Source organism: Rhodoferax sp., assembly GCF_023701345.1.
GTDB lineage: Bacteria > Pseudomonadota > Gammaproteobacteria > Burkholderiales > Burkholderiaceae_C > Rhodoferax.
Map to the genome: position 1 here is coordinate 1 of NZ_JAMPXE010000035.1, position 26,061 is coordinate 26,061.

A 26,061-nucleotide genomic window follows, 5' to 3' on the forward strand; every position below is an offset into this window, starting at 1 on the left:
ATGTGGTCCCGCCGACAGGAATCGAACCTGTATTTCACGCTTAGGAGGCATGCGCACTGTCCATTGTGCTACGGCGGGAACGCCTGATTTTAGGCGTCGTGAAATGGAAAACGGCGTTACATGCCAACAAGCGAGTGCATTACTTTGAGAGCGAATCGCGAATCTGCCGCAAAAGCACAATGTCCTCCGGCGTGGCCGGTGGTGGCGCAGCAGGAGCAGGTGGTGCTTCTTTCTTCAGGCGGTTGATCTGGCGGATCATCAAGAAAATGATGGACGCCAGGATAAAGAAGTTGACTGCCACTGTGATGAAGTTGCCGTAAGCGAACAGTGGCACGCCGGCTTTCGTCAGCGCCTCATAAGTCATTGGCCCGGTATAGGTGGCGGGCGGGGTGGACAGCAGCACAAAGTAGTTGGAGAAATCGAGACCGCCCACGGCCTTGCCAACCAGCGGCATGATCAGGTCTTTGACGATTGAATCAACAATTTTGCCAAATGCGGCACCAATGATGACACCGACCGCAAGATCAACGACATTGCCTTTCAAGGCAAACTCTTTGAATTCAGATGCAATACTCATTTGATGCTTTCATGAAGTAATGTGGACGATCGATTATTGCAGCAATTCCTCGCAGATTGAACGACATACCAGGGCTGGCTGGTGCGGTTCTGAGCTGGATGGCTCAGTCGTAACGCAGGGTCCAGATCAAATCCACGGCGCTTTGCGCACCGGTCTGGGCGCGCAGCGTCAGGCGCCGGGACAGGTCATAAAAAATGGTGAAAACGCCCATGGTGCCCGCCAGGCCGCTTTCATAGGCCACGTAAAAATCCTTGCTGAGCCGTTTGCCGATCGTGACCGTGGCGCCCGCGGCGGTGTCGCGGCCATTGCTGCCACTGAAGCTCAGCTCATCCAGCCCCAGCGCCTGCGTCAGGCTGGCACTCGGCCCCTGGCCGCTGCCACCGAGCAAGGCCAGCGCCGCCTGCTGCAGCAAGGCGGCCTCGCCACCACTGCCGCTGGCAGAGCGGCCCAGCACCAGCCAGGCCAGTTTTTCGGCATCCGGCAGGTCGGGTTCGGCGTACAGCCGCACGATGGGCGACAGTGCCGTGCCATTCACCTGCACCCCCACACGCTGGCTGAGTTGGGGGCGAATCGCCAGAATGTCCAGCATCGGGTTGTCGACCGCTCCGACAAAACGGATGATGCCGTGCTCGATGTCCAGACGCTGGCCATAAGCCCGGTAGGTGCCGCGCACCGTGCGCACCGTGCCGGTCAGGTTGGGGCGTTCCCGGTCGATGGCGCGCAGTGACAGCTTGCCGGCCAGCCGGGTATCCAGGCCGCGGCCGCGGACCTGAAAGTCGGGTCCCAGATCAAGCTCGATGAGCAGGTCAGTCACAAGGCGCGGGGCCGGGCTGGTGGTTTTATCCGGCGCGACGGGTGCCTGTACCTTGGCCGTGTTGCCACGCACCAGCACGTCATCACCGAGTTGCGGCGCGCTGTCATCGGGCAGCGTGATCAGTGCCTGGTCGGCGGCCAGGTTGCCACGCAGCGTCAAGCGGGCGTCCCTCAACTGGGTCGCTAGCTTGCCAGAGACCACCAGGCGCCGGTCGGACCGGCTGCTCAGGCGCAAGGCTTTGGCTTGTACCTCAAGTGCCATCGACAGGCGCGACAAAAAATCGGCCCCGGTATTGCTGGCCAGCCAGAACACCGAGCCGGTCAGCGCCAGTTCGCCACCGCTCCCCGCTGATGTGGCAGCGCCCTGCAAGGTGAATTCTTCTATGTCCATCTGTTGCCCATGCAGCCGGGCGCTGAGCCGGCCCTGGCTGAAGTCGATGCCGTCCACCACCGAACGCAGCGCCAGGTCGCGCGCCTGCAGGCGGCCCTCCCACTGGGGCGAGGCCAGTGTGCCGGAGAGCGTGATGTTGGCATCCATGGTGCCGCGCAAGCGCCAGCCGGGTGGCGCCAAGACCGACCAGGCGTCCACGGGGGGCAGCTGGATCTGCAGGCTGCCGCCAATCGGTACCTGCTGGTCCAGGCGCCAGCCCTTGCCCTGCGGCTGGAGCTGGGTACTGAATGCCATCAGCGCCTTGCCGGCGCGCACGCTGTCCCAGCGCAGGCTGCCCGACAGGGAGCCTGCGTCCAGATTGAGTTCCAGCCGGGCTTCGCGCATGCCGGCGGGCAAGACATCCTGGCGGCTTTCATCGGCGCGCAGGCGCAGGTCGCCTGAGATGCGCTCCAGCGTGGCGCTCAGATGCAAGGCATCGGTTTGCCTGGCCTCCCAGCTGCCGCCAAGCATCAGGTCGCTGCTCAAACCCAGGTCGGCCATGGTCTTGCCGCTCAGGGCATCGAGCCAGGCCAGCGGCAGGTGGCTGATCCGGCCCTGGCTGTACCACTGCGCTTTGGCACTGGACTGCGTTGTGGTTTGGGCCAGCGGCTGCGACCAGCGCATGGGCTGCCAGCTCAGGCGGGCCTCTCCCGGCTGAGGGCCTTGCAGCCGGGCGCTACCGGCCGACAGGGTCAGGCTGTGGTCCAGTCTGCTGGTCAGCCAGTCCAGCACCACGGGCGGCTGGTTGCCGGTGTCCGTCTGCAAGGTCCAAAGTCCTGGCTGCTTGCCGTCCCTGGCCGTGAGTTTGAGTTGATCCAGGCTGCCTTGCCAGTGGCCTGCCTTGAGCCATCCGGCCCTGGCCTGCGCTTGCCAATCCAACTGGCGGGCGCCGATGTCGGCACGGCCATGGGTGCGCAATGTCAGGGCGGGCAGGGTGCCGGACAGGTCTGCCTCCAGCGCCAGCAGCTGCCCCTCGCCGCTGCGCCAGGCCAGTTGTGGCGCGCGCAGGCTGGCGTCCATGCGCAGGGTCCGGCCTTGCTGTTGCCAACCGCCTTGCCAGCGGGCATCCAGACGGGCCGCACCACCCAGGCTGGTGTCCTGCAAGGCGCTGGCCACCGCCGGCCAGCGCTTGAGCCATTGGCTGGCCAGGCGGGCGTCCGTCATGTTGATCGCCAGCGTGCCTTGGCCGTCCAGGCTGGCCAGGCGGCCGTCCAGGGTGGCCAGCAGGCCGGGCAGGCGCAACGCCAATTTGCCTTGCGCTGCCCGGCTGTCCATGCGGTAGGCCAGACTGCCCTCAAGGTGCGCATCCTGCGCATCGATGGCCAGCGCGCTCACGGTCAGATGAGGGGCTGCCCACACGCCTTGCGCTTGCAGATGTTGCAGTTGCAGGGCGTGCAGACTGGCCGCGAGCGGGCCGGCTTGGCCTGACTTGCCCTTGCCGGGCGCGGCTGCCAGTTGCGTTTTGAAAGCAATGCCGCTGGCGGTTTGTTCGGCCTGCAGCTCGCCACTGATGGCCGCATGGGCCAGCCGCGTGTCGACGGCGCCGGGATTGAGCTTGTGCAGGCGGGCCTGGCCTTGCCACTGGCCGGCCTTGAATTGGCCTGCGCCTGTGATGCTGCCGCCAGCGCCCGCAGCCTGCACGGATTGAAGCGCCCATTGGCCATGGTCATAGGTCAAGGCGGCCTGCAAGCTGTCCAGCGGCAGGCGTTGCTGGTTCCAGGGGCCGGGCCGGGCGTTGGTCAGCTTGATCAGGCCCTGCCAGGCCGCAGCGCGCGGCGTCACGCTGGCCTCGCCGCTGAGCTGGGTTTGCGGCGCCTGCGGCCACAGCGCCGCCAGATCCAGCGCTTGCCAGCGGGCCTGGGCCCGAGTCAGGGGCTGGGCTTGCCAGGGGTGGATTTGCGCAGACAGCTCGGCGTGCATGGCTTCTGGAGGGGCGGGTCGCTTGGCCGGCCCGGCGGCTGTCTCCGGTTTCAGGCTGGCCTGCAAGGCCAGCGCCGCATCCGGGCCGGCCAGTTCGCCCGTGAGCCGAGCCGTGGCCGCGACCAGCAAGGGCTGTTGGCTGGATGGCAGGGTGGTGTGCACCAACCCCTGCGCCTGCAAGGCCAGCGCCATCGGGGCTGTGGCCTGCAGTTGGCCGCTGAGCTGGTAATTTCCGGCCGAGATCAGGCTGCGGCCCTGTTCCAGGGTGTGGTTTTGACCGTCAAACCGGTAGTGGCCACTGAGTTCGGTGGCCTGCAGCGTGGTGGCGCCCGTCCAGTTCAGGCTGGCCACCTTGAACGGCACATCCACCGTGATCGGCAGGCGCAAGTCGGTCGGGGGTGTGAGTGGCGTGGTGTTTTCGCTGGGGCGCCGGTCTTCAATGGTCAGGGCCGCGACGCTCAACTCGCTCAGGCGAAGTTGCTTGTTGAACAGGGGGGCCAGCGTCCAGGCGATGCCAATGTCCTGCGCTTCCACACTGAGCGTGCCGCGTTGCCAGCGCAGCCAGTCGATGTGGCCACCCGCGCGCAGCGAGCCCTGCACCCCCTTTGCCTCCAGCGTTTGCCCGGCCGGCAAAAAACGTTGCAAGCGCGTCAGCAGGGTGGCGAGTGAGTCGCTGGTGCCGCTCCATAGCCACAGGGCAGCCGCAAGTGCCAGCACGGTGATCAGTGACGCGGCCAGCAGTTTCAGGCTCAGGCGCAGGGCGTTCATCAGAAGGTGAAGCCCAGGTTCATGTGCAGACGCAAACGCTGCACATCGACGCCGTAAGCCAGGTCAATCTGCAGCGGTCCGACCGGGCTTTTCCAGCGTGCGCCGACGCCCACGCCGACCTTGGCCGTGAACTCGGCTGGCTTGTTGGCGACGGCCCCGGCGTCCAAAAACACCGTGCTTTCCCAGTCGCTCAGCTTGCCATCGAGCCGAATCGGGCGCTGCCATTCCACGCTGCCCGTAGCCAGGTAACGCCCGGCGGTGATGCTGCCGTCGGCCAGCGTGACACCGATGTCATTGAGGCCATAGCCGCGCACGCTGTTGTCGCCACCGGCCAAAAACAACTGGGTGCTGGGCAGGCTGATGCCGTCTTTGGCGATCACGGCGCCAGCCATGGCGCGCATCGCCAGGCGGCCAGCGCCGGCTCGGGTGCTGTCGTCCTGGCCCAATCCCCAAAACCCCTGCCAGCGGGTCAGCAAGCGGGTGTAGGCATGGCGCTCGTTGCCCAGAGTGGTGCCGCCGCCCACCTCGGCGCCCCAACCCCAGCCGCTTGTCGGGAAAGGCAGGCTGTCGTAGTTGCGCACGGCAAAGGCGTAATTGGCGCTCAGGGACTGGGCGATGACGGGCTGTGTGGTGTCGGTGTCCACTGTTTCGGCACGGTCGTACTGTACATACAGGTTGCGATCGATGCGTTCATTGTTTTGCTTGCGCCCGCCGCGCAAACGCTGGCTGGTGACATCCAGCGTGCCCAATTGCTGGTTTTGCAGCAGGCCGGAGACCGCCCAGCGCCAGTTGGACTGGTCGGGCGGGGAGCTCAGCTCGCTGCCGATGGCGCGGGTTTCGCGGTCCAGTTGCAGCTTGCTCAGCGCACGCCAGTCGATGCCGGGCACTTTGTGGTGGGTGTGCTCCGCCGACAGCCGTGGTCCGCTGTCGGTGCTGGCACCGATACCGAGCACCAGTTTTTGCAGCCGGGCTTCGCGCAGTTTCACCTGCACCGTGGCGGCTGCCGGGTCAGCCTGGGTGTCGAGCGAGACAAAGGCCGAGTCAAAGTAGCCGCTGTCGGACAGGCGTTGCTGGGCCGCCACCAGCTCGGCCTGGCTGTAATCGTCTCCCGGGCTGAGACGGGCGAGGCGTTGCACCAGCGCCGTGTCATAGCGCTGCAAACCCTCAATGGCCAGTTCCCCCATGCGGTAGGCGGGACCGGAGTCCAGCGTGATCTGCAAGTGCGCCTGTCGGGTTTCGGGGTCAATGTCGGCCAGCGAGGTGCTGATGCGCCCGTCCGGGAAGCGCAGCGTGGTGAGTTGGCGCAGGGCTTGCTGTTTGGCTGCATCCCAGGCATTCTGGGTGAAGCGGTTGCCGGCGCGCAACGACCAGCTGGCCTGGATCTGCTCGCGCTGGGCGGCGGCCAGCGCGTCGCTGGCAATGGCACCGGTGAATTCAATCGTGACTTGCTCGATGCGCGTGGCTGCACCGGGTGTGACCGTGATGTTGACCACCCGCGTGTCGGCAACAGCCGTTTGGACCGCCATGGCGATGACCGGCGAAAAATAGCCCAGCGTGCCGAGCAGCCGGCGTGCATCTTCCTGCGCCTGGCGTATCAGGCGCGCCAGTTCGTCATCGCTCAGGTCAGTGAGTTCGCGGTAGCGCTGCAGTTCCAGGTGGCGCGTGAGCAGATCCCTGATGTCATCCGGTGCCTCAATATGGAGCACAAAGGCAGGCTTGGCCCGCAGGTCGCTGGCTGCCGTCAGCGTCGGTTCTGCGGCCCCGGCCCAAGGTAAAAACAGCATCAGGGCGGCCGTCAGGCAACAACGCTTCATTTGCTCAACAGCCGCATGGTGTCTTCCAGCCCCTTGAGGGTGAGCGGGAACATGCGCTGGCTTATGAGTTGCTGCACCAGGCTGATGCTCTGGCGGTATTGCCACACGCCCTGCGGCTCGGGGTTGATCCAGGCAAACCGGGGGAAGGCGCTGGTCAGGCGCCCGAGCCATTCCACGCCCGCTTCTTCGTTGTTGTATTCGACACTGCCGCCGGGCTGCAGGATCTCATAGGGGCTCATGGTGGCGTCGCCAATGAAGATCAGCTTGTAGTCCTTGTTGTACTTGCGGATGATGTCCCAGGTGGCAAATTTCTCCGCGTAACGGCGCCGGTTGTTTTTCCACATGAAGTCATAGACGCAGTTGTGAAAATAATAAAACTCCAAGTGCTTGAACTCGGACTTGGCCGCTGAAAACATTTCCTCGACCCGTGCAATGTGCTCGTCCATGGTGCCGCCGACGTCCATCAGCAACAACACTTTGACGTTGTTGTGGCGCTCCGGGATCATCTTGATGTCCAGATAGCCAGCGTTGGCGGCGGTGGCACGAATGGTGTCTGGCAGGTCCAGCTCTTCGATATGGCCTTCGCGGGCAAACTTGCGCAGGCGGCGCAGCGCCACCTTGATGTTGCGCGTGCCCAGCTCCTGGGTGTCGTCGTAATCCTTGTAGGCGCGCTGTTCCCACACCTTGACCGCGCTTTTGTTTTTGCCCGCGCCGCCAATGCGGATGCCTTGCGGGTTGTAGCCACTGTTGCCAAACGGGCTGGTGCCGCCGGTGCCAATCCACTTGGAGCCGCCTTCGTGGCGCTCTTTTTGTTCTTCGAGACGTTTTTTGAGGGTCTCCATGAGTTCGTCCCAGCCCATCTTCTCGATCGCCGCTTTTTCTTCGGGGCTGAGATACTTTTCAAGGGTCTGGCGCAGCCAGTCCAGCGGCACGTCCTTGGTGAAATCGGTCACCAGTTCGATGCCCTTGAAATAAGCGCCAAAGGCGCGGTCGAACTTGTCGTAATGCTTTTCGTCCTTGACCAGGGTGGCGCGGCTCAGGAAATAAAAGTCATCAATCTTGTAGCCGCTGGATGCCACTGAATCATCGTCGGATTGCGGTGTTTTGGGTCCCACCACGCCGAGTTTGAGCGCTTCCAGCAGGGTCAGGAATTCCTTGACCGAAACCGGCAGTTTGGCGGCGCGCAGGGTATAGAAAAAGTCGATCAGCATGGGACGATCAGAGCCAGTTTTCAACTTTAAGTGCCGGCACCCGCCCAAACTCGCGGATGTTGTTGCTCACCAGGGTCATGTTTTGGGACAGGGCATGGGCCGCAATCCACAAGTCGTTACCGCCGATGGGCGTGCCAGCTGCTTCAAGCTGCGCTCTGGTGTTGCCGTAGTGTTGCGCGGCATCCGCAGGCAGCGGCAGGACGGAGATGGCGGTGAGCAGGGCGTTGAGGTGGTGTGCCAATTCAGCGGCTCGTTTGGAGTGGGGCAGTTGGCACAGTCCGTAGCGCAGTTCGCCCGCGCTGATGATGGAGATGGCCAAGGTGTCTGGGGTGCTGTCCAGAATGCGTTGGCTCAAGGCGGGCGACGCGTCACGCAGAAAGTAGCTGACGATGTTGGTGTCGAGCAGGTACTTCATTTGGCTGGGTTTGCGTCTGATACCAGCAGGGCGTTCCAGTCGCGGTCTTGCGGTGCGGGGTCGTTGAGCCGGGTTTCAACTAGTTCCCATTCTTTGCTCGCTTCCGGGCTCAAGGGGGGCAGGCTTTTCAGGATGTCCCGCACGGTGGCTTTCTTTTCCCGCAAGACAATTTCATCGCCCCGGCGCTCGATCAGGACACGCTTGGAATGCAGTTGAAATTCTTTGGGCAGGCGCACGGCCTGGCTGTTGCCGGACATGAAAACGGCGGCAGTGGTGATCATGACGGGCTCCAAAACGTAACAATATACAAATTGTATATGGTGATTAAATTTTGTGCATTTTCAAGTTGTTCTGAACCGCAACAGATGGTCCGGTCAGCGTGGTTTATCCAGTAAATACAGCAGTTGCGCCTTGGCCTCGGGCCATTCGCCGCTGCGCATGCTGTACATCACGGTGTCGCGGATGGTGCCATCGCGGCGCAGCGCATGGCCGCGGATGATGCCGTCCTTTTTGGCGCCCAGGCGTTCAATGGCGGCCTGCGAGGCGAAGTTGAAGTTGTCGGTGCGCCAGCCCACCACATGGCAGCCCAACACCTCGAACGCATGGGTCATCATGAGCAGTTTGCAGGTGCTGTTGACGTGGCTGCGCTGCACCCGTTGGGCATACCAGGTGTAGCCAATTTCCAGCCGCTTGACCGCTGGCAGGATGTCGTGAAAACTGGTGCTGCCCAATACTTGGCCGGTGGCGGTGTCAAGCACGGCAAAGGCAAACCGGTTGCCGGCTGCGCGCATGGCGAGCGCCTCTTCGATGTAACTGCGGGTGTGTTCGGGCGCGGGCACCGAGGTAACGCGCAGTTTCCAGAGCTGCCCGTCAGTGGCGGCTTGGCGCAGGCCGTTTTCGTGCTCCAGGGCCAGCGGCTCCAGCGTGATGTCGCGCAAGGTAAGGCTGACCGGTTCGACAAAAGTCATGGGGCTTCCTTGAGTTTGACGAGGGAGGTCAGCGATTGCGGCTTTGCATGAACACCAGCTTTTCAAACAGCGTCACGTCCTGTTCGTTTTTCAGCAGGGCGCCCACCAGCGGCGGCACCGCCACCTTGTCGTCCTGGGTTTGCAGGGCCGACAAGGGAATGTCCTGTGCCAACAGCAGTTTGAGCCAGTCGAGCAGTTCGCTGGTGGAGGGTTTCTTTTTAAGACCCGGCAGGTTGCGCACGTCAAAAAACGTCTTCATGGCGGCACTCAGCAGCTCGGCCTTGAGGCCGGGAAAGTGCACGTCCACAATCTGCTTCATGGTCACCGCGTCGGGGAACTTGATGTAGTGGAAAAAACAGCGGCGCAAAAAGGCGTCGGGCAGTTCCTTTTCGTTGTTGGAGGTGATGAACACCAGCGGGCGGTGCTTGGCCCGGATCAGCTCGCGCGTTTCATAGCAGTAAAACTCCATGCGGTCGATTTCGCGCAACAGGTCGTTGGGGAATTCGATGTCGGCCTTGTCGATCTCGTCAATCAGCAGCGCCACCGGCGCATCCGCCATGAAGGCTTGCCACAACACGCCCTTGACGATGTAGTTGTGGATGTTCCTGACGCGCTCACCCCCGTCCACATCGGCCAGTTGCGAGTCGCGCAGCCGGCTCACCGCGTCATATTCATACAAACCTTGCTGGGCCTTGGTGGTGGACTTGATGTGCCATTGCAATAGCGGCAAATCGAGTGCGGTGGCCACCTCTTCGGCCAGCATGGTTTTGCCGGTGCCGGGCTCGCCCTTGACCAGCAAGGGCCGTTGCAGGGTGATGGCGGCGTTCACCGAAAGCATCAGGTCGTCCGTGGCGACATAGTTTTGGGTACCTTGGAATTTCATGGTGTTTGGAATGAAGTGGGTGGCTTGCGCTGTGCAGTGGCTGCCATGGCATACAAGGCTACCACATCGGGTTTCCCGGGGTGCATCAGCTTGCCCGGCGAAATGCAGACCGTGCAGCGCAATCGCCTCAAGCAAGCCTGGTCATCGGCAAGTTTCAGTCACGGGTGGCGTGGCGCTGCACGCACGCCACATATGCGTTGCCGTCGGGTGCCTGGCCATTGCGCTGGCTGTCCCAAAGCATTTGTCCCAGGCATTCCATGGCGGCGTGGTGCGCGTCGTGCAGCGAGTCACGCCGGTGCGTGAGCAATTCAACCGCTTGCCGGATGCCGCGTGGCTGGTCAATGCTGCATTGTTCGGTGATTGACAAGTGCATCGACAAATGCAGAAAGCAACTGGTTTTGCCTTCTTCCTCCTGACCGATGGCGGCCAGTGCCGCCTCCACATTGGCGAGTTCGCCGTGGTATTCGGGGTGCTCGTCAATCCACAGGCTGGCGATGGTTTCAATGGCTTCCATGGCCTGGCCCGACCGGGCTTTGGCATACACAGCGCAAAAAAATCGGCGAACGTCGGCTTTGGATGGGTTAAACATAAAGGTTGTCGCTGTCAATGTGTAAAACAAGCCGGATTGTCGCGTCAAGTCAGTCCGCTCATTTGCGGGGCTGAACAAGCCCTAAGCCTGGCCTAAGTTATCCCTCAGCGCAGACTAAGTTTGACTCGGTACAGTCACTCGCAGTTGGCTTCGAGCCAACACAACAACCCACGAATTAACCATCGTCATTGAAAGTATTCATCATGAAATCAACGTTTACCGCTCTCTGCCTCGCTGCCGGCCTGTTCGCCACTGGCCTGGCATTTGCCGCCGCTCCTGCAGCTTCTGCCGCCGCTCCCGCAACGCCAGCAGTCAAAGCAACTCCGGCAACGCCTGCAACGGCGGCTATGCCAGCAGTTAAAGCAACGCCAGCCGTTCCGGCAGTCAAGGCAACCCCCGCAGCCACAACCGATGCCGTGACTGCCCCTGCCAAGAAAACGGTGAAAAAGCACGCTGCTAAAAAGGCTGTCAAGAAAGCTTCTGCTGCTTCCTAAGCACTGAACCGGTCGGGGTCAGCTCCGGCAGCAACGACAAGGGCCGCGCAGATTGCGCGGCCCTTGTCGTTGCTGGGGCGTGATAAGCTGAATGCCGTTTTAAAAACAGGTATTGACAATGCGTGTGTTGCTGGTTGAAGACGATCCCCTGATCGGCGAGGCGGTTCGTGTCGGCTTGGCCCGAATGGGCATTACCGTCGACTGGGTGCGGGACGGCGAACTTGGCCTGCAGTGCGCCCGCAGTGAGCCTTTTGATGCCATGGTGCTTGACCTTGGCCTGCCGGGGCGCGATGGCATGCAGGTGCTGAGGGACTTGCGCACAGACGGTTACAAGCAGCCGATCCTGGTGGTGACGGCGCGTGATGCGCTGGCTGACCGCGTGGCGGGTCTGGACGCGGGAGCGGATGACTATATCCTCAAGCCCTTCGAAATTGAAGAGCTGGCGGCGCGGCTGCGCTCCACCGTTCGCAGCCGCTCCGGCCAGGCCGATCCGGTGCTGCGCAGTGGCGCCATCGCCTTGTATCCCGATACCAAAATGGTGACCAATGAGAGGGTGGTGGTGAGTCTGTCAGCGCGGGAATTTGCCTTGCTGGAATTGCTGATGCGTCGCCCAGGTATACCCATGTCGCGGGCAAATCTCGAGGAGCGCTTGCTGGGGTGGGGCGAAGAAGTGTCGAGCAATGCCCTGGAGGTGAATATCTACAACCTGCGGCGCAAACTGGGCGCGGCATGCATTCTCAATATCCGGGGTGTCGGCTATTTCGTGGCAAGGGACAGTTAGCCGTGTACTCGCTCGAAGTCCGTCTCAAGTGGCGCCTGTTGGTGGGCGTATTACTGGTCGGTATCGTGTTGGGGATTGCGGTGCGTACGCAGGTCAACCGGCAGCAACGCGAACTGCTGGACTACCAGTTGGAGCAGGTGGCGCGTGCCATGCTCTTGAGCGATTTGCAAGACCTGCAAGCCTGGGACGACGACCCGGCGTTGCACCTCGACATGCAGATATGGGACCAATCCGGCAACCGGCTTTACCGATCCAGCACACAAATCGGGCTGGGAGCCGATACCAGCCCGGGATTTTCCGTTTTGCCGAGTGGTCCGCAAGCGGATGCCGTGATCCTGCGGGTGTTCACGCTGAAAGGCGCAGAGCGCACCATCCAGGTCATGCACTCCCGGGAACTGCGCAGAGCGCTCACGCGTGATGCCGAGATCCAGGTGCTGTTGCCAACGCTGCTGGCCGTGCTCATGGTGGCCATCATGGTGGGGGCAAGCATCAGGAAGGGGCTTGAACCCATTCGTGAACTGGACGAGGAACTCAGCCAGCGTGATGTTGCCTCGCTGAAGCCTGTCAGCCTGGTGCATGCGCCGGCCGAACTGGCCCGGGTGGTGCGCACGTTCAACCGCTTGTTGCTGCAACTCGATGCCAGCTTGCAAGCCCACAAACGTTTCATCGCCAATGCCGCGCACGAATTGCGTACCCCCATCACCGCATTGCGTCTGGAAGTCGACAACCTGGCCCACGGAGAAGATCCGGTGCAGGTCAAGGAAGCGGTCCGGCGACTGACCATGGGGGTTCACAGGGCGCAGCGTCTGTTGCAGCAAATGCTGACCCTGGCGCGCCTGGAAGGGCGAACCAATTCGCAACCCTGGACGTCAGTCGATCTGGCGGGGCTGGCGCAGGAGTCCATGATGGAGCTGTCCGCGCTGGGTAGCCAGCGCGGCATCGAGTTCGCCTTTGACGCGAGCGGTTCAACTGCGGTGCAGGGCAATCCAAACGATCTGCGCCTGCTGTTTGATAACCTGCTCGGCAATGCGCTGAAATTTTCACCGCCAAATACGTCAGTGGCGTTGAGCATTCATCAGCAAGGCGATGCTGTCATCCTGCTGCTGCGCGATCACGGCCCCGGCATTGCACCCGCACTGCGCGAGCGGGTGCTGATGCCATTTGTGCGGTCAAACCCGGCGATCGAGGGGTCTGGGTTGGGCTTGACCATCGCACTTGAGGTGATCCAGAGCCACGGCGCCACCTTGCAGCTGGAGGATCCGCCTGAGGGGTCAGGCCTGCAAGTGCGTGTGCGCTTTCCTTTGAACCGTTTGGCGCCGCCGCCTGAGAATGAAAAAAATCAGGCTTGATGCCGAATCGTCACAGGCTTTTGCCACCGCGCGCGCCGGGACTTCGGTCAATCGACTTGCCAGGCCGGTAATTGCCAGTTACGCCACACGGCCAAACCCCGCAGGCCGGCCGTGACCGTGACGCAGGCCACCAAGGCCAGCCAACCCGGCGCGCCCAGTAGCCACAAACCCACATAGGCCCAGCCGCCGGCAAAGGCACAGACCGCATAGGGGCGGTGGTCGCTGAACGCGGTCGGAATTTCGTTGCAGACAATGTCGCGCAACACACCGCCGAAGACCCCGGTGATCAGACCCATCAACACCGCCACCAGCGCGGGCATGCCACTCAGCAAAGCCTGATGCACGCCGGTGGCGGTAAATAGCCCCAGCCCCAGCGCGTCGGGCCACTCGATGGCTTTGCGCGTGAGTTCAAAATGGTGGCGCCGCATGAACAGCATGGCGAGGGCACACAGGGCCAGCACACCCCACAGCATTTCCACGTGACGCACCCAGAAGAACGGCCGCACATCAAGCAACAAGTCGCGCAGTGTGCCGCCGCCAAAGGCAGCCAGAAAACCCACCACGCACACGCCTACGGCATCCAGGCGCTTATGTGCCGCTTTCAAAACCCCCGACAATGCGAACGCTGCAGTACCGCTGATCTCCACCAGAAGTCGCAGGGTTTCACCCCACAGTTGAATGTTGTCGATGTTTGCGCTGTTCATCCCCGGATTGTCACACCATGTTTTTGCCTGAAAACCTGCCATGCGTGGGGGGGCAAGCTGCTGTCAGAGGCCTGGCGATTTTTCAGACGTCCAGATTGTCAATCAGGCGGGTGCTGCCGATGCGCGCCGCGCCCAGCACCACCAGGCCATTGCTGTTTGCCAATTTGGCTATTTCAGCTTCCACTGGCACCTGCAAATCAAGGCTCCGGCGCACCGCCAGGTAGTCAGGCTGCCAGCCGCGCGCACTCAAGCTGGCCATGGCTTGTTGCTCCAGGCTGGTGATGTCCGTGTTGCCGCCACGCAGCGCTTGCGCCATGGCGTTGAGGGCGATTGACAGTTGCACTGCTTCCAGCCGGTCCGCAGGTTTGAGGTAGTTGTTGCGGGAAGACAGCGCCAAGCCGTCGGCGGCGCGCAGGGTGGTGCCGCCAATGACCTCGATCGGCAGGGCAAACTGACGCACCATGCGTTGGATCACCATGAGCTGCTGGTAGTCCTTTTTGCCGAACAGCGCGACCCGTGGCCCGACGCAGGCAAACAGTTTCATCACCACGGTGCAGACGCCGACAAAAAACCCGGGCCTGAAATGGCCTTCGAGGATATTGGCGATCTCGGAGGGTGGCTGGATGGTGAAGCCCTGGGGTTCCGGGTAAAGCTCTTTTTCACTGGGCGCAAACACCACATCACAGCCGGCCGCTTCCAGCGCCTCGCAATCGGCCTCCCAGGTGCGCGGATAGGTGTCAAAGTCCTCGTGCGGCAAGAACTGCAGGCGGTTGACAAAAATACTGACCACCACCACGTCACCCAGCGGTTTCGCCTGGCGCACCAGCGCCAGATGGCCGTCGTGCAGGTTGCCCATGGTGGGCACAAAAGCGGGATGTTTGAAACTGGCCAGGTGCGTGCGCAGTTCGGCGATGGTACGAATAATCTGCATAAATACCCCTACCAGGCGTGTTGGGTGTTGTCAGGGAAACTGCCATTCTTGACCGCATCAACGTAGGCTTGCATGGCTTCCTTGATGCCGTGCTGGCCTTGCACGCCTGGCAGGTCTGCCATGAAGTTGCACACAAATTTGGGCATCTTGCCCAGGTTCAGCCCCAGCATGTCGTGCAGCACCAGCACCTGGCCCGCCGTACCCTTGCCGGCGCCAATGCCAATGGTCGGGCAATGGGGCAATTCCGCGGTGAGTTCGCTTGAGAGCGCAGCCGGTACCATTTCAAGTACCAGCAGGGAGGCACCGGCATCCTGCAGCTCATGCGCGTGGCGCTTCATGATGGCGGCAGATTCAAGCGTTTTGCCCTGCACCCGGTAGCCACCCAGGGCGTGCACGGTTTGCGGTGTCAAACCCAGATGGGCGCAGACCGGAATTCCGCGCTCCACCAGAAAATGCACGATGTCGGTGGTCCAGCCACCGCCTTCGAGCTTGACCATGTGGGCGCCGGCCTGCATCAGCACGGCGGCACTGCGCAGAGCCTGTTCCCTGGACTCATGGTAAGTGCCGTAGGGCAGGTCGCCAATGATCCAGGCGGTGCCCTGCACCCGGCGCACGCCGCGCGTCACGCTTTCGACGTGGTAGCGCATGGTTTCCAGTGTCACCCCCACCGTGCTGCTCAAGCCCTGGCACACCATGCCCAGCGAATCACCGACCAGAATGCAGTCGACGCCGGCGGCATCGGCCACCGCGGCAAAGGTGGCGTCGTAGGCCGTGAGCATGGTGATTTTTTCACCGCGTGCGTGCATTTCCAGCAAGCGCGGCAAGCTCACCGGCTTGCGCAGGGCCGGGTTGCTGGCAGGAGGCAGGGTGCCGTAGGGCGAAGCGCTTGGCGTGGCAGGCTGGTTCATCAGGTGATCCCCCAAAAAAATGTGGCGCGAGTCTAACGCAGACGCGCCGGGGTCCGGATCAAGCTTGCGGGCTCAGGGTGGTGGGCAGGGCCTGCGCCAGCATCTGGGGATAGTCGCGGCTGAAATGCAGGCCGCGGCTTTCGTGGCGGGCCTGTGCGCTGCGCACGATCAAATCGGCCACCTGCACCAGGTTGCGCAGTTCCAGCAGGTCACGGGTGACGTGGAAGGCGGCGTAAAACTCGTGGATTTCATCTTGCAGCAGGGCCACGCGGTGGGCGGCCCGGTCGAGGCGTTTGTTGGTGCGCACAATGCCCACGTAGTCCCACATGAAGCGCCGCAGTTCGTCCCAGTTATGCGAAATCACCACCGTCTCGTCGGCATCGCTGACCTGGCTGTCATCCCAGGCCGGCAGTTGGGGGGTGGGCTGACGCGTGCTGTGCTCGATGTCCTGGGCGGCCGCCTGGGCAAACACCATGCACTCCACCAGCGAGTTGCTGGCCAGCCGGTTGGCGCCGTGCAGGCCGCTGCAGGCGGTTTCGCCAATGGCGTACAGTCCATCGAGATCGGTGCGCCCCTCCAGGTCTGCCAGCACGCCGCCACAGGTGTAGTGGGCCGCCGGCACCACCGGGATGGGTTGTTTGGAGATGTCGATGCCGAGCTCCAGGCAGCGCGCGTAAATGTTGGGGAAATGCTCCTGCAGGAAGCTCAGGGGCTGGTGCGAGATGTCCAGGTAGACACAATCGAAGCCGCCCTTTTTCATCTCGAAGTCGATGGCGCGCGCGACCACGTCACGCGGTGCCAGTTCCAGTCGCGCATCGTGCGCGGGCATGAAGCGGGTGCCATCGGGCAGCAGCAGGCGCCCGCCCTCGCCACGCACCGCTTCGCTGATCAGGAACGACTTGGCGTGCGGATGGTAGAGACAGGTCGGGTGAAACTGGATGAACTCCATGTTTTGCACCCGGCAACCGGCGCGCCAGGCGGCCGCAATGCCGTCGCCGGTGGCGGTGTCAGGGTTGGTGGTGTAGAGGTAGACCTTGCCGGCGCCACCGCTGGCCAGTATCGTTTGAGGCGCCTCAAAGGTGATCACCTGGTCGGTGGCATCGTCCAGCGCGTAAAGCCCCAGGCAACGCTTGCCGGGCAGGCCCAGTTTTTCTGTGGTGATCAGGTCCACCAGCGTGTGCTGCTCGAACAGCGTGATGTTGGGGGTTTTCTGCACCTGCTCGATGAGGGTGCGCTGGACGGCGGCACCGGTGGCATCGGTCACATGCACGATGCGCCGGGCACTGTGGCCACCTTCGCGGGTCAGGTGCAGTTGGCCGTCTTCTTCGGAGAATGGCACACCCAGGGTTTGCAGCCAGGCGATGGCTTGCGGCGCGTTTTCCACCACCCGACGGGTCGCGGCCAGGTCACACAGGCCGGCGCCGGCCACCAGCGTGTCGGCAATGTGGGCGTCGAAGCTGTCGTCCTTGCTCCACACCGCCGCGATGCCGCCCTGGGCCCAGCCGGTGGAGCCCTCGGAAGCCGCGCGTTTGGTGATCACGGCCACGCGTTTGGTCGGGGCCAGCAACAGGGCCGAGCTTAATCCGGCCAGGCCGCTGCCCACGATCAGGACATCAAAGTGCAGCGTGGCGGGGGTGGAAATGGGGTGGCGAATAGACATGAATAGTCCCGTCAGGGGTTAAGAGGGGGTGTAGGCCAGCCGCACATAGATAGGTGCAAAGGCTTCGGCCTGGGTGATATCGACCAGGGTTTCCTTGGCCAGTTCGAGCAGTGCGATGAAGGTGACCACCAGCACCGGCACGCCTTTTGTCGGGTCAAACAGGGTTTCAAACTCGACAAAGCGCTGGCCCTGCAATTTTTTCAGCACCATGCTCATGTGCTCGCGCACCGAGAGTTCTTCGCGCGTGATCCGGTGGTGTTGCACCAGCGTGGCGCGCTTCAGGATGGCTTGCCAGGCTTCCTGCAGATCGCCCAGGGAAACCTCCGGAAAACGCGGCGCCAGTGACTGTTCGATGTAAACCTGGGCACGCAGAAAATCGCGTCCGAGCTGGGGCAGGGTGTTGAGCTGGGCTGCGGCCAGTTTCATCTGCTCGTACTCCAGCAGGCGGCGCACCAGCTCGGCGCGCGGGTCTTCGGCTTCCTGGCCATTGGCCACATGCCTGGGCGGCAACAGCATGCGCGACTTGATCTCGATGAGCATGGCCGCCATCAGCAGGTATTCGGCCGCCAGTTCCAGGTTGCGATGGCGGATTTCGTCCACATAAGTCAGGTACTGTTGTGTCAGGCCTGCCATGGGAATGTCCAGGATATTGAAGTCCTGTTTGCGGATCAGGTAGAGCAGCAAATCGAGCGGGCCTTCAAAGGCTTCCAGAAAAACCTCCAGCGCATCCGGCGGGATGTACAAATCCTGCGGCATGGCAAACAGCGGCTCGCCGTAGAGCCGTGCCACGGCAACCTGGTCCACCACCGTGGGCATGCCGGCCGGGCTCTGGCGGTCGCCAGCGTTTAACGTGGCTGAGTCAACCATGGCGCATCCGGATGCTATTTGAGAGCTGGCGGCCTGCCCTTGCTGAAAGGGCTGTTGGCAAAAATTATTGTTTGCCTTCGTTCAGATAGACGTAGGGTTGTTGCGCCACCTGCGCTGCGCGAAACTCTTGCAAGGCTTCGCGGTCGACCGGCTTGTCCCAGAGCAGTTCGCGGCCCTCGCGCTGTCGCGCTTCGATGCCGGGGTCTTTGGCCACGAGCTGATCGAGGAACTCGGTGAATTCGGATTTATAAAGGGGGCGGGAAAAAATGTGCATGTCAGTAACCTCTTGTCGGCATTCTAACGGTGCGCGCTGGCGACCTCGCTGGAAGGAGGCAAGACAGGTGTAATATTCAAACTCCCACACACCGCGACACCTGACCCGGCCCATGACTTCTTTTTTCCATCCTGCAAGCTGGATCCATCTGGACTGGGTACTGCTTGTGGTGGTGGCCTGGTTGCTGATCGGGGCGCTCGGGGTCATGGCGCTGCGGCGCTTCAGGCTGGTGGCCATCGTACTGTTTCCGGTGGGTGCGCTTTTTTCGGTGCTGTTGCTGGGGGTGGCCCTGAGTGCGCTGTTCAGTGACCCGGAAACCGCGATCCTGCCGCTCGGCCTGCCGCAACTCCCCTTCCATTTGCGCCTGGACAGCTTGTCGGCCTTCTTTTTGATCCTGATTGGCGGTGTATCGGCCGGTGTCTCCGCCTTTGCCGCAGGTTACTTTCGCCAGGGCGAGGGCACACCACCGGGCCTGATCTGTCTGGAGTACCACGTGTTTCTGGCCAGCATTGTCATGGTGGTGCTGGCTGACGATGCCTATGTCTTCATGGTGGCCTGGGAGACCATGGCGTTTTCTTCCTTTTTTCTGGTGCTGGCCAACCACCGTATTGCCGAGATCCGCAACGCTGGCTACCTTTATATGCTGGTGGCGCATGTCGGGGCGCTCGGCATTCTGCTGTGTTTTGGTTTGTTGCAGGCCAATACCGGCGACTACACCTTTGCCAACATGCGCGCGCAACACCTGACACCCTTCTGGGGCTCGCTGGCATTTGTGCTGGCGGTGTTTGGTTTTGGCGCCAAGGCGGGCCTGTTGCCGCTGCACGTCTGGCTGCCCGAGGCACACCCGGCGGCGCCGTCACCTTTTTCCGCATTGATGAGCGGCGTGATGCTCAAGATCGCGCTCTACGGCATTCTGCGCATTGCTTTCGACTTGCTGCAGGAGCAGATCTGGTGGTGGGGCGTGTTGCTGATGGCGGTGGGCCTCGTGACCGCCGTGTTTGGCGTGGTGTTCTCCACCGTGCAGGTGGAGATGAAGCGCTTGCTGGCCTATTCAAGCATTGAAAACATCGGTCTGATGTGTGCGGGTATGGGCTTGTCGCTGTTGTTTCTGGCCTATGACATGAGGGCCTTGTCGGCGCTGGCATTGACTGCGGCCCTGTACCAGATGCTGGCCCACGCCTTTTTCAAGAGTCTGTTGTTTTGCAGCACCGGGGCCGTGATGCATGCCACCGGCGAGCGCAGCCTGGGCAAACTCGGCGGCCTGATGCGCTACATGCCCTGGGTGGCCTGGCCGACCCTGATCGGCGTGCTGGCCTGCGCCGGTTTGCCACCGTTTGGCGGCTTTGTGGCCGAATGGCTGCTGCTGCAAAGCTTCCTGTTCACCACCGGCTTGCCCAGCTCGTTCCTCGACATGCTGGTGCCGGTGATGGCCGCCCTGATTGCACTGGTGGCAGCACTCTCGGGCTACACCATGGTCAAGTATTTTGGCGTGATTTTTCTGGGCCAGCCGCGCGAGGAAAGCTTGTGCAAGGCGCACGATGCCGGTCGCTGGGAACGTCTGGGCATGCTGTGGCTGGTGCTGGGTTGCGTGTTGCTGGGTTTGTTTCCCAACCAGATCATTGCCCTGATCGACCCGACCACCCAATTGCTGGTGGGGGCCGGGCTGGCGCACACCGTTTCTGAGAGCGGCTGGCTGCTGGTGCCGGTGAGCGTCGAGCGCGCCAGCTACGCGCCAGCGATCTTTCTGCTGGGGGTGCTGGCCAGTTTTGGCCTGGCGTTTTTGCTGGTGCGCAAGCTCTACCACGGACGCCTGCGCCGGGTGCCGCCGTGGGACTGCGGTTATCCCTGGCAAACCCCGCGCATGCAGGATACCGCCGAAGGTTTCGGACAACCGATCCGGCAGATTTTTGAGCCATTCTTCCGCATGAAGCGACAACTGCCGACCGCCTTCGATGCGCAACCCAGTTACAAAGTCACGGTCGAAGACCCGCTCTGGTACTGGATATACCTGCCTGTCGCCAGCCTGGTGGAGCGCATCTCGAAAATCATCGGGCTGTTGCAGCAGGGCCGCATTTCGGTGTACCTGATGTACAGCTTCGTCACGCTGATCGTGGTCTTGCTGGTGGTGAAACGATGAGCTGGCTGGGTGTTTTTTCGCAATTGCTGGCGCTGCTGACGGCGCTGTTGCTGGCGCCCCTGCTCACGGGTTGGATCAACCAGTGGCGCGCGTGGCTGCAAAACAAGTCGGCACCGGGTTTGCTGCAGCCCTACCGCATGCTGCACAAACTGTTCAACAAGGAATCGGTGATGGCCGAGCACGCCTCGCCGCTGTACCGGACTGCGCCGTATCTGGTTTTCAGCTGCATGCTGCTGGCCTGCGCCATCGTTCCCACGCTGTCAACCGACCTGCCGCTGTCGCCCGCGGCAGACGCGATTGCCCTGGTGGGTCTGTTTGCGCTGGCGCGGGTCTTTATTTCCCTGGCGGCCATGGATGTGGGCACGGCCTTCGGCAGCCTGGGTGCGCGCCGTGAAATGCTGGTGGGATTTCTGGCCGAACCAGCCTTGCTGATGGTGCTGTTTTGCGCCTCTATGATCACGCGCTCCACCTCGCTCACCACCATTGTGGAGACGTTGGCACACCGCGAGCTCGCCATTTACCCCAGTCTGCTGCTGGCGGGCGTGGCGTTTGTCATGGTGTCGCTGGCCGAGAACGCCCGGGTGCCGGTGGACAACCCCGACACCCATCTGGAACTCACGATGATCCACGAGGCGCTGATCCTGGAGTATTCGGCGCGTCACCTGGCGCTGCTGGAATGGGCGGCCAGTCTGAAGCTGTTTGCCTACTCCTGCATTGGTCTGGCGCTGTTTTTCCCGTGGGGCGTGGCCGACGCCAGTGCACCGCTGGCCCTGTTGCTGGCCCTGCCGGTGCTGGTGATCAAACTGGCGATCGGTGGCGTCGTGCTGGCGCTGATTGAAACCCTGAGCGCCAAAATGCGGATATTCCGGGTGCCCGAGTTTCTCGGCACGGCGTTCCTGATTGCCGTGATCGGTTTGCTGGTCAATGTCTTGCTGGGGGCCGGATGATTAAATTTGCGCCGCAACTGATCAATCTGTTTGCCACCCTGATCCTGCTGTTGTCGTTCGCCATGATTTCGCAGCGGCGCATTGTTTCGCTGATCAACCTGTTCATGATGCAGGGCCTGGCCCTGGTGGTCACCTCGTTTTTACTGGGCTATGCCACCAACCAGCCTGACCTCTATGTGTCGGGTGCGCTGACGCTGGTGCTCAAGGTGATTTTGATTCCGTGGATGCTGCACCGCATGATTCGCAAGCTCAATGTGCGCTGGGACATCGAGACCCTGCTGAACGTGCCGACCACCATGCTGGTGGGCATTGCGCTGGTGATTTTTTCCTTCAGTCTGGCGCTGCCGGTGTCAAGGCTGTCGAGCTCGCTGGCCGGCGGCTCGCTCGGCATTGCCTTGTCGTGTGTGATGCTGTCGTTTTTGATGCTGATCACCCGCTCCAAGGCAATCCCCCAGGTGATCGGTTTTCTGTCGATGGAAAACGGCCTGATTTTTGCCGCCACGGCGGTCACCAACGGCATGCCCATGATCGTGGAGTTCGGCATTGCGCTCGATGTGCTGGTGGGTGTGCTGATTCTGGGCGTCTTCATGTTTCAGATCCGCGAGAAATTCGACACGCTGGACATCCACCACCTTGAAACCCTCAAGGACGATTCAGCATGACCCCCCTGCTTTTTGTTCTGGGTGTGCCGCTGCTGGGGGGGCTGGTGTTGGCGCTGCTTGGCCACCGTGCCTATGCGCGCGACATCAACGTGGCGTTCAGCCTGCTGACTTTTCTGGCTTCCTGCGTGCTCACGGCGCAGGTGATGGACCACGGCCCCCAGTTGGTCTGGCACCAGCAGTTTTACATTGACCCGCTCAATGTGTTTCTGGTCACGCTCACGGCCTTTGTCGGCCTGACCACCGCCATTTTTTCGCGGCCCTACATGCGCATCGAGCAGGACCACGGCAAGATGACGCCGCCGCGCATGCGCCTCTACCACAGCATGTACCAGCTGTTCAGCTTCACCATGCTGCTGGGTTTCACCACCAACAACCTGGGCATCATCTGGGTCGCCATGGAAGCCGCCACCCTGACCACCGTGCTGCTGGTCAGCGTCTACCGCACCAGCGCCAGCCTGGAGGCTGCCTGGAAATATTTCATCCTGTGCGGTGTTGGCATTGCGCAGGCGCTGTTTGGCACCATCCTGCTCTACATGGCGGCCGAAAAAGTGCTCGGCCCCGAGCACGCCACGCTGCTCTGGACCAGCCTGAATGAGATCAAGGGCCAGCTCGACCCCACCATCGTTTCGCTGGCCTTTGTGTTCCTGCTGATCGGCTACGGCACCAAGATCGGCCTGGTGCCCTTGCACAGCTGGCTGCCCGACGCCCATGCCGAGGGCCCGACACCGGTGTCAGCGGTGCTCTCGGGGCTGCTGCTCAATGTGGCCATGTACGCCGTGCTGCGCTGCAAGGTACTCACCGATGGTGCGCTGGACAGCAACATGGCAGGCCAATTGATGATGGGTTTTGGCCTGTTGTCGGTGGTGGTGGCGGCGTTTTTCCTGTCACGGCAAAAAGACGTCAAGCGCATGTTTTCGTACTCGTCGATCGAGCACATGGGCCTGATCACCTTTGCCTTTGGCATGGGCGGCCCGCTGGCCAATTTTGCCGGCTTGCTGCACATGACGGTGCACTCGCTGGTCAAGTCTGCCATCTTCTTCACGGTCGGCCATGCCACGCAAAAAGCCGGCACCCAGGTGATGAGCGAGATTCGCGGCCTGATCAAGGTCAACCCCACCGTGGGTTGGGGCCTGATGCTGGGTGTCATGGCCATTCTGGGCATGCCGCCCTTTGGCGTCTTTGCCAGCGAATTCCTGATTCTGACCACCGCCATGCGCGAGCAGCCCTGGGCGGCCCTGTTTTTGTTTCTGGCGCTGGGCGTGGCCTTTGCCTCCATCCTGATCCGGGTCCTGCCCATGGTGTTTGGCGATACCAGCCTGAAACCGCTGGCACATCCGCCGGCCCTGATCCCGGTGTTTGTGCACCTGGCCCTGGCGCTGGTGCTGGGGCTGTACATTCCGCCCTATTTGAACGGCTGGTACGTGCAGGCGGCCAGCATGCTGGGAGGCTAAGGGCATGAAGATCCCCGGACTCGACCTTGAATTTGACGCCTTGCCGGCGCCGGTGCCGATCTGGCACGCCCAGGTGACGTTTGAGCAGTGGCAAATTGCCGCCACCGCGGTGCGCGACGAGGGCGGCCGCTTGCTGGCGCTGTGGGCCGGCGCGATGGCACAAAAACCGCCTTGCATGTGCGCGGCTTACGTCACCCTTGACGGCGCGTTCTGGCTGTCGCTGCCTTTGCTGCAACAGGAAAGGCGCTGGGTCTATCCCGACCTTGGCCCGGTGTTTCCGGCGGCCGTGCGCATGCAGCGGGCTGCCGCCGACCTGTCTGGCGTGTTTGCGCTGGGCGCCCATGACACGCGGGCCTGGCTCAACCACGGCGCCTGGCCGCCGGACCATTTCCCGCTGCAGCAGGACCCCGGCCAGTTGCCGCTGCTGGCGGCGACCGAGCTCGTCAATTACCCGTTTGTGCATGTGGACGGCGACGGTGTCCATGAGATTGCCGTGGGCCCGGTGCATGCCGGCATCATCGAGCCCGGCCATTTCCGCTTTTCGGTGGTAGGGGAGAAAGTGCTGCGTCTGGAGCAGCGCCTGGGCTACACGCACAAGGGCATCGAGCATCGCATGACGCAATTGGCGCCGCTGGACGCCTACCGGCTGGCGGGAAGAGTCTCGGGCGACACCACCGTCGGCTACGCCTGGGCCTATTGCATGGCGCTTGAAACGGCCACGCAAACCGCGGTTCCCGAGCGGGCTGCCTGGTTGCGCGCGCTGCTGCTGGAGCGTGAGCGCATGGCCAACCATCTGGGCGACCTCGGCGCCCTGGGCAACGATGCCGCCTTTGCCTTTGGTCTGGCCCAGTTTTCCCGGCTGCGTGAAGACTGGCTGCGTGTTTCCAGAAAGGTGTTTGGCCACCGCCTGATGATGGACTGCATCGTGCCCGGCGGCGTCCAATGCGACATCGACCTGGCCCAGCGCGAGCAGCTGCTGCAGCAGTGCGACGCGGTTGAAAAGGAAGTGCGCACCCTGTTCAACATTTACGAGGCACACGCCGGTTTGCAAGACCGTTTCATGACCACCGGACGCGTCTCGCCGGCATTGGCCGCAAGCCTGGGTTTGACGGGCCTGGCCGGGCGCGCCAGCAGCCAGAGCTGGGATCTGCGTTGTGACCAGCCCTGGCTGCCCTACAGCGAAATGCAGGTTGCCATGGCCACCCACCATAACGGCGATGTGGCCGCCCGCGTGGCGGTGCGTTTTGACGAAGTGTTTGAATCCATGCGCCTGATCCGGCGCATCCTGGTCGAGATGCCGCTGGGCGATGTGGTGTGCCCGGTGCTGTTGCCACAGCAGGCATCCTGCGGTGCGGGCTGGGTCGAAGGCTGGCGCGGTGAGCTGTTCGTGGCGCTGGAGTTGGCAGGCACCGACCAAGGCCAACGCATTCTGCGCTGCCATTTGCACGACCCGTCGTGGCAGAACTGGCCAGTGCTGGAGCACGCCATCATGGGCAACATCGTGCCCGACTTTCCGCTCATCAACAAGTCGTTCAACTTGAGTTACTCGGGGCAAGACCTATGATCTGGAAAGTGGTCAAGCAAATCGCCAGGACCGGCATTCGCACCGAAGCCGCGCCCGACATTGGCGCAGACGTTGCCGCGCAAGCGGCGCGCATCCAGCAGGAGTTGCTCGACATTCTGGGCCAGGCCCTGACCATCCGCGAGGTTGATGCCGGCTCCTGCAACGGCTGCGAGCTGGAAATCAACGCGCTGGGCAATCCCTATTACAACCTGCAGGGCTTGGGGCTAAAGTTTGTCGCCAGCCCGCGCCACGCCGACCTGCTGCTGGTGACCGGCCCGGTATCGCGCAACATGGAAACCGCTCTAAGGCGCACCTATGACGCCACCCCCGAGCCCAAACTGGTGGTGGCGGTGGGCGACTGCGCCTGTAACGGCGGCCTGTTTGGCGAGAGCTACGCCAGCTGCGGCCGGGTCGCCAACGTGATCCCGGTCGATGAAGTCATTCCCGGCTGCCCGCCACCGCCGCTGGACATCTTGCGCGGGATTTTGAAAGCTGTCAGGCGACGCGTGCAGGTGGGTCGCTGAGAGCGAGTCAATGACCAAGAATTCGGCCAACAGCCAATTGACTGCCTGCTGGTAAGCAATGGTCGAAGTCGAAGGACGAAGAAGGAATTCAAAGGGGGTGTTGTCGTCGTCAGGCAGGCAGTTGCAGGAGTCAGTCGTGAATACCCGCTTCCGGGCAAGTCAATTTGATAGTTTCGAAGACCCTTCAGCCGCCGTTCATGGCTGACGCTGATGATCTTATTGTTGTCACACGCGGCAGTCAATTAGTCGGCTCTTGTGCAGCGTAACCGGTCGGTCGCGGCGTAGGCTTGGATTGCATTGGTTCCTCGGAACCGGTCATTGGTATCGTGGTTCCAGTTTTGTCATTTGTCGGTTCCCGAAACTCGGGAGCAGATGGCATGGTCCGCCCACCTAGGCAGCTTTGCAGCTGAAGTGAGGTAA

24 protein-coding genes and 1 tRNA gene are annotated in these 26,061 nt (G+C 62.2%); 9 read left to right on the top strand and 16 right to left on the bottom strand.

Annotated features, from left to right (window positions below; translation table 11 throughout):
- Positions 1-3 precede the first annotated feature (3 nt).
- From NDI87_RS06865 to NDI87_RS06910, 10 genes are all read right to left on the bottom strand, one after another.
- Positions 4-78, bottom strand: a tRNA-Arg gene (locus NDI87_RS06865).
- 61 nt (positions 79-139) lie between these two features.
- On the bottom strand, positions 140-577 hold the full coding sequence (gene mscL, locus NDI87_RS06870; RefSeq protein WP_296274169.1) for a large conductance mechanosensitive channel protein MscL: 438 nt from the start codon (positions 575-577) through the stop codon (positions 140-142).
- A gap of 103 nt (positions 578-680) precedes the next feature.
- Positions 681-4,508 carry a translocation/assembly module TamB domain-containing protein gene (locus tag NDI87_RS06875; protein ID WP_296274170.1) on the bottom strand — a complete coding sequence of 1,276 codons (3,828 nt, stop codon included), beginning with the start codon at positions 4,506-4,508 and terminating at the stop codon, positions 681-683.
- Complete coding sequence (locus NDI87_RS06880) at positions 4,508-6,322, bottom strand: autotransporter assembly complex family protein (protein WP_296274172.1); 1,815 nt, start codon at positions 6,320-6,322, stop codon at positions 4,508-4,510. The genes NDI87_RS06875 and NDI87_RS06880 overlap by 1 nt, the downstream gene beginning before the upstream one ends.
- Positions 6,319-7,533 carry a VWA domain-containing protein gene (locus NDI87_RS06885; RefSeq protein ID WP_296274173.1) on the bottom strand — a complete coding sequence of 405 codons (1,215 nt, stop codon included), beginning with the start codon at positions 7,531-7,533 and terminating at the stop codon, positions 6,319-6,321. Before NDI87_RS06885 ends, NDI87_RS06880 begins: the two co-directional genes overlap by 4 nt.
- Positions 7,534-7,540: 7 nt before the next feature.
- Positions 7,541-7,948, bottom strand: coding sequence for a type II toxin-antitoxin system VapC family toxin (locus NDI87_RS06890; protein ID WP_296274175.1), 408 nt, complete (start codon positions 7,946-7,948; stop codon positions 7,541-7,543).
- Positions 7,945-8,229 carry an AbrB/MazE/SpoVT family DNA-binding domain-containing protein gene (locus NDI87_RS06895; protein WP_296274177.1) on the bottom strand — a complete coding sequence of 95 codons (285 nt, stop codon included), beginning with the start codon at positions 8,227-8,229 and terminating at the stop codon, positions 7,945-7,947. The genes NDI87_RS06890 and NDI87_RS06895 overlap by 4 nt, the downstream gene beginning before the upstream one ends.
- Positions 8,230-8,322: 93 nt before the next feature.
- Positions 8,323-8,916, bottom strand: a complete 594-nt coding sequence (locus NDI87_RS06900) for a GNAT family protein (protein WP_296274179.1) — start codon at positions 8,914-8,916, stop codon at positions 8,323-8,325.
- Between the two features lie 28 nt (positions 8,917-8,944).
- Positions 8,945-9,799, bottom strand: coding sequence for a MoxR family ATPase (locus tag NDI87_RS06905; RefSeq protein ID WP_296274180.1), 855 nt, complete (start codon positions 9,797-9,799; stop codon positions 8,945-8,947).
- A 154-nt stretch (positions 9,800-9,953) separates the two neighbouring features.
- On the bottom strand, positions 9,954-10,388 hold the full coding sequence (locus tag NDI87_RS06910) for a DUF1841 family protein (RefSeq protein ID WP_296274183.1): 435 nt from the start codon (positions 10,386-10,388) through the stop codon (positions 9,954-9,956).
- A 203-nt stretch (positions 10,389-10,591) separates the two neighbouring features.
- Between NDI87_RS06910 and NDI87_RS06915 the strand changes: the two genes are divergently transcribed.
- From NDI87_RS06915 to NDI87_RS06925, 3 genes are all read left to right on the top strand, one after another.
- Positions 10,592-10,882 (top strand): hypothetical protein, encoded by a 291-nt coding sequence (locus tag NDI87_RS06915; protein ID WP_296274185.1) that lies wholly within the window; start codon positions 10,592-10,594, stop codon positions 10,880-10,882.
- A 118-nt stretch (positions 10,883-11,000) separates the two neighbouring features.
- Entirely contained in the window at positions 11,001-11,663 is a 663-nt protein-coding gene (locus tag NDI87_RS06920) for a response regulator (RefSeq protein WP_296274187.1), read from the top strand.
- 2 nt (positions 11,664-11,665) lie between these two features.
- Positions 11,666-13,012, top strand: a complete 1,347-nt coding sequence (locus tag NDI87_RS06925; RefSeq protein ID WP_296274189.1) for a HAMP domain-containing sensor histidine kinase — start codon at positions 11,666-11,668, stop codon at positions 13,010-13,012.
- Positions 13,013-13,059: 47 nt separating this feature from the next.
- Here NDI87_RS06925 and NDI87_RS06930 read toward each other — a convergent pair whose 3' ends face one another.
- From NDI87_RS06930 to NDI87_RS06955, 6 genes are all read right to left on the bottom strand, one after another.
- A complete protein-coding gene (locus tag NDI87_RS06930; RefSeq protein ID WP_296274191.1) occupies positions 13,060-13,716 on the bottom strand; it encodes a trimeric intracellular cation channel family protein in 657 nt (218 codons plus the stop codon).
- A gap of 82 nt (positions 13,717-13,798) precedes the next feature.
- A complete protein-coding gene (panC, locus tag NDI87_RS06935) occupies positions 13,799-14,647 on the bottom strand; it encodes a pantoate--beta-alanine ligase (protein WP_296274192.1) in 849 nt (282 codons plus the stop codon).
- Between the two features lie 8 nt (positions 14,648-14,655).
- A complete protein-coding gene (gene panB / locus NDI87_RS06940) occupies positions 14,656-15,555 on the bottom strand; it encodes a 3-methyl-2-oxobutanoate hydroxymethyltransferase (RefSeq protein ID WP_296274194.1) in 900 nt (299 codons plus the stop codon).
- Between the two features lie 58 nt (positions 15,556-15,613).
- A complete protein-coding gene (gene nadB / locus NDI87_RS06945) occupies positions 15,614-17,215 on the bottom strand; it encodes an L-aspartate oxidase (RefSeq protein WP_296274196.1) in 1,602 nt (533 codons plus the stop codon).
- An 18-nt stretch (positions 17,216-17,233) separates the two neighbouring features.
- Positions 17,234-18,082 carry a ScpA family protein gene (locus NDI87_RS06950; protein WP_296274197.1) on the bottom strand — a complete coding sequence of 283 codons (849 nt, stop codon included), beginning with the start codon at positions 18,080-18,082 and terminating at the stop codon, positions 17,234-17,236.
- A 64-nt stretch (positions 18,083-18,146) separates the two neighbouring features.
- Positions 18,147-18,356 carry a DUF3460 family protein gene (locus tag NDI87_RS06955; protein WP_296274200.1) on the bottom strand — a complete coding sequence of 70 codons (210 nt, stop codon included), beginning with the start codon at positions 18,354-18,356 and terminating at the stop codon, positions 18,147-18,149.
- Between the two features lie 112 nt (positions 18,357-18,468).
- On the opposite strand from NDI87_RS06955, the gene hyfB reads away from it, so the two are divergent.
- Genes hyfB through NDI87_RS06985 form a run of 6 tightly spaced genes read left to right on the top strand, consistent with a single transcriptional unit; the run spans position 18,469 to position 25,641 of the window.
- Positions 18,469-20,493, top strand: a complete 2,025-nt coding sequence (gene hyfB / locus NDI87_RS06960; RefSeq protein ID WP_296274201.1) for a hydrogenase 4 subunit B — start codon at positions 18,469-18,471, stop codon at positions 20,491-20,493.
- Positions 20,490-21,440 (top strand): NADH-quinone oxidoreductase subunit H, encoded by a 951-nt coding sequence (locus tag NDI87_RS06965; protein ID WP_296274203.1) that lies wholly within the window; start codon positions 20,490-20,492, stop codon positions 21,438-21,440. The genes hyfB and NDI87_RS06965 overlap by 4 nt, the downstream gene beginning before the upstream one ends.
- Positions 21,437-22,102: a formate hydrogenlyase gene (locus NDI87_RS06970; RefSeq protein ID WP_296274205.1), complete on the top strand. Its 666-nt coding sequence runs from the start codon at positions 21,437-21,439 to the stop codon at positions 22,100-22,102. The genes NDI87_RS06965 and NDI87_RS06970 overlap by 4 nt, the downstream gene beginning before the upstream one ends.
- Positions 22,099-23,553 (top strand): hydrogenase 4 subunit F, encoded by a 1,455-nt coding sequence (locus NDI87_RS06975; protein WP_296274206.1) that lies wholly within the window; start codon positions 22,099-22,101, stop codon positions 23,551-23,553. The genes NDI87_RS06970 and NDI87_RS06975 overlap by 4 nt, the downstream gene beginning before the upstream one ends.
- Before the next feature lie 4 nt (positions 23,554-23,557).
- Positions 23,558-25,117 (top strand): NADH-quinone oxidoreductase subunit C, encoded by a 1,560-nt coding sequence (locus tag NDI87_RS06980; RefSeq protein WP_296274209.1) that lies wholly within the window; start codon positions 23,558-23,560, stop codon positions 25,115-25,117.
- A complete protein-coding gene (locus tag NDI87_RS06985; protein WP_296274211.1) occupies positions 25,117-25,641 on the top strand; it encodes a formate hydrogenlyase in 525 nt (174 codons plus the stop codon). The genes NDI87_RS06980 and NDI87_RS06985 overlap by 1 nt, the downstream gene beginning before the upstream one ends.
- The last annotated feature ends 420 nt before the right edge of the window (positions 25,642-26,061 follow it).

Excerpts from the sequence above, each read along its gene's own strand:
- mscL (WP_296274169.1), bottom strand. The coding sequence starts at position 577 with ATGAGTATTGCATCTGAATTCAAAGAGTTTGCCTTGAAAGGCAATGTC.
- NDI87_RS06875 (WP_296274170.1), bottom strand. The coding sequence starts at position 4,508 with ATGAACGCCCTGCGCCTGAGCCTGAAACTGCTGGCCGCGTCACTGATC.
- NDI87_RS06880 (WP_296274172.1), bottom strand. The coding sequence starts at position 6,322 with ATGAAGCGTTGTTGCCTGACGGCCGCCCTGATGCTGTTTTTACCTTGG.
- NDI87_RS06885 (WP_296274173.1), bottom strand. The coding sequence starts at position 7,533 with ATGCTGATCGACTTTTTCTATACCCTGCGCGCCGCCAAACTGCCGGTT.
- NDI87_RS06890 (WP_296274175.1), bottom strand. The coding sequence starts at position 7,948 with ATGAAGTACCTGCTCGACACCAACATCGTCAGCTACTTTCTGCGTGAC.
- NDI87_RS06895 (WP_296274177.1), bottom strand. The coding sequence starts at position 8,229 with ATGATCACCACTGCCGCCGTTTTCATGTCCGGCAACAGCCAGGCCGTG.
- NDI87_RS06900 (WP_296274179.1), bottom strand. The coding sequence starts at position 8,916 with ATGACTTTTGTCGAACCGGTCAGCCTTACCTTGCGCGACATCACGCTG.
- NDI87_RS06905 (WP_296274180.1), bottom strand. The coding sequence starts at position 9,799 with ATGAAATTCCAAGGTACCCAAAACTATGTCGCCACGGACGACCTGATG.
- NDI87_RS06910 (WP_296274183.1), bottom strand. The coding sequence starts at position 10,388 with ATGTTTAACCCATCCAAAGCCGACGTTCGCCGATTTTTTTGCGCTGTG.
- NDI87_RS06915 (WP_296274185.1), top strand. The coding sequence starts at position 10,592 with ATGAAATCAACGTTTACCGCTCTCTGCCTCGCTGCCGGCCTGTTCGCC.
- NDI87_RS06920 (WP_296274187.1), top strand. The coding sequence starts at position 11,001 with ATGCGTGTGTTGCTGGTTGAAGACGATCCCCTGATCGGCGAGGCGGTT.
- NDI87_RS06930 (WP_296274191.1), bottom strand. The coding sequence starts at position 13,716 with ATGAACAGCGCAAACATCGACAACATTCAACTGTGGGGTGAAACCCTG.
- panC (WP_296274192.1), bottom strand. The coding sequence starts at position 14,647 with ATGCAGATTATTCGTACCATCGCCGAACTGCGCACGCACCTGGCCAGT.
- panB (WP_296274194.1), bottom strand. The coding sequence starts at position 15,555 with ATGAACCAGCCTGCCACGCCAAGCGCTTCGCCCTACGGCACCCTGCCT.
- nadB (WP_296274196.1), bottom strand. The coding sequence starts at position 17,215 with ATGTCTATTCGCCACCCCATTTCCACCCCCGCCACGCTGCACTTTGAT.
- NDI87_RS06950 (WP_296274197.1), bottom strand. The coding sequence starts at position 18,082 with ATGGTTGACTCAGCCACGTTAAACGCTGGCGACCGCCAGAGCCCGGCC.
- NDI87_RS06955 (WP_296274200.1), bottom strand. The coding sequence starts at position 18,356 with ATGCACATTTTTTCCCGCCCCCTTTATAAATCCGAATTCACCGAGTTC.
- hyfB (WP_296274201.1), top strand. The coding sequence starts at position 18,469 with ATGACTTCTTTTTTCCATCCTGCAAGCTGGATCCATCTGGACTGGGTA.
- NDI87_RS06965 (WP_296274203.1), top strand. The coding sequence starts at position 20,490 with ATGAGCTGGCTGGGTGTTTTTTCGCAATTGCTGGCGCTGCTGACGGCG.
- NDI87_RS06970 (WP_296274205.1), top strand. The coding sequence starts at position 21,437 with ATGATTAAATTTGCGCCGCAACTGATCAATCTGTTTGCCACCCTGATC.
- NDI87_RS06975 (WP_296274206.1), top strand. The coding sequence starts at position 22,099 with ATGACCCCCCTGCTTTTTGTTCTGGGTGTGCCGCTGCTGGGGGGGCTG.
- NDI87_RS06980 (WP_296274209.1), top strand. The coding sequence starts at position 23,558 with ATGAAGATCCCCGGACTCGACCTTGAATTTGACGCCTTGCCGGCGCCG.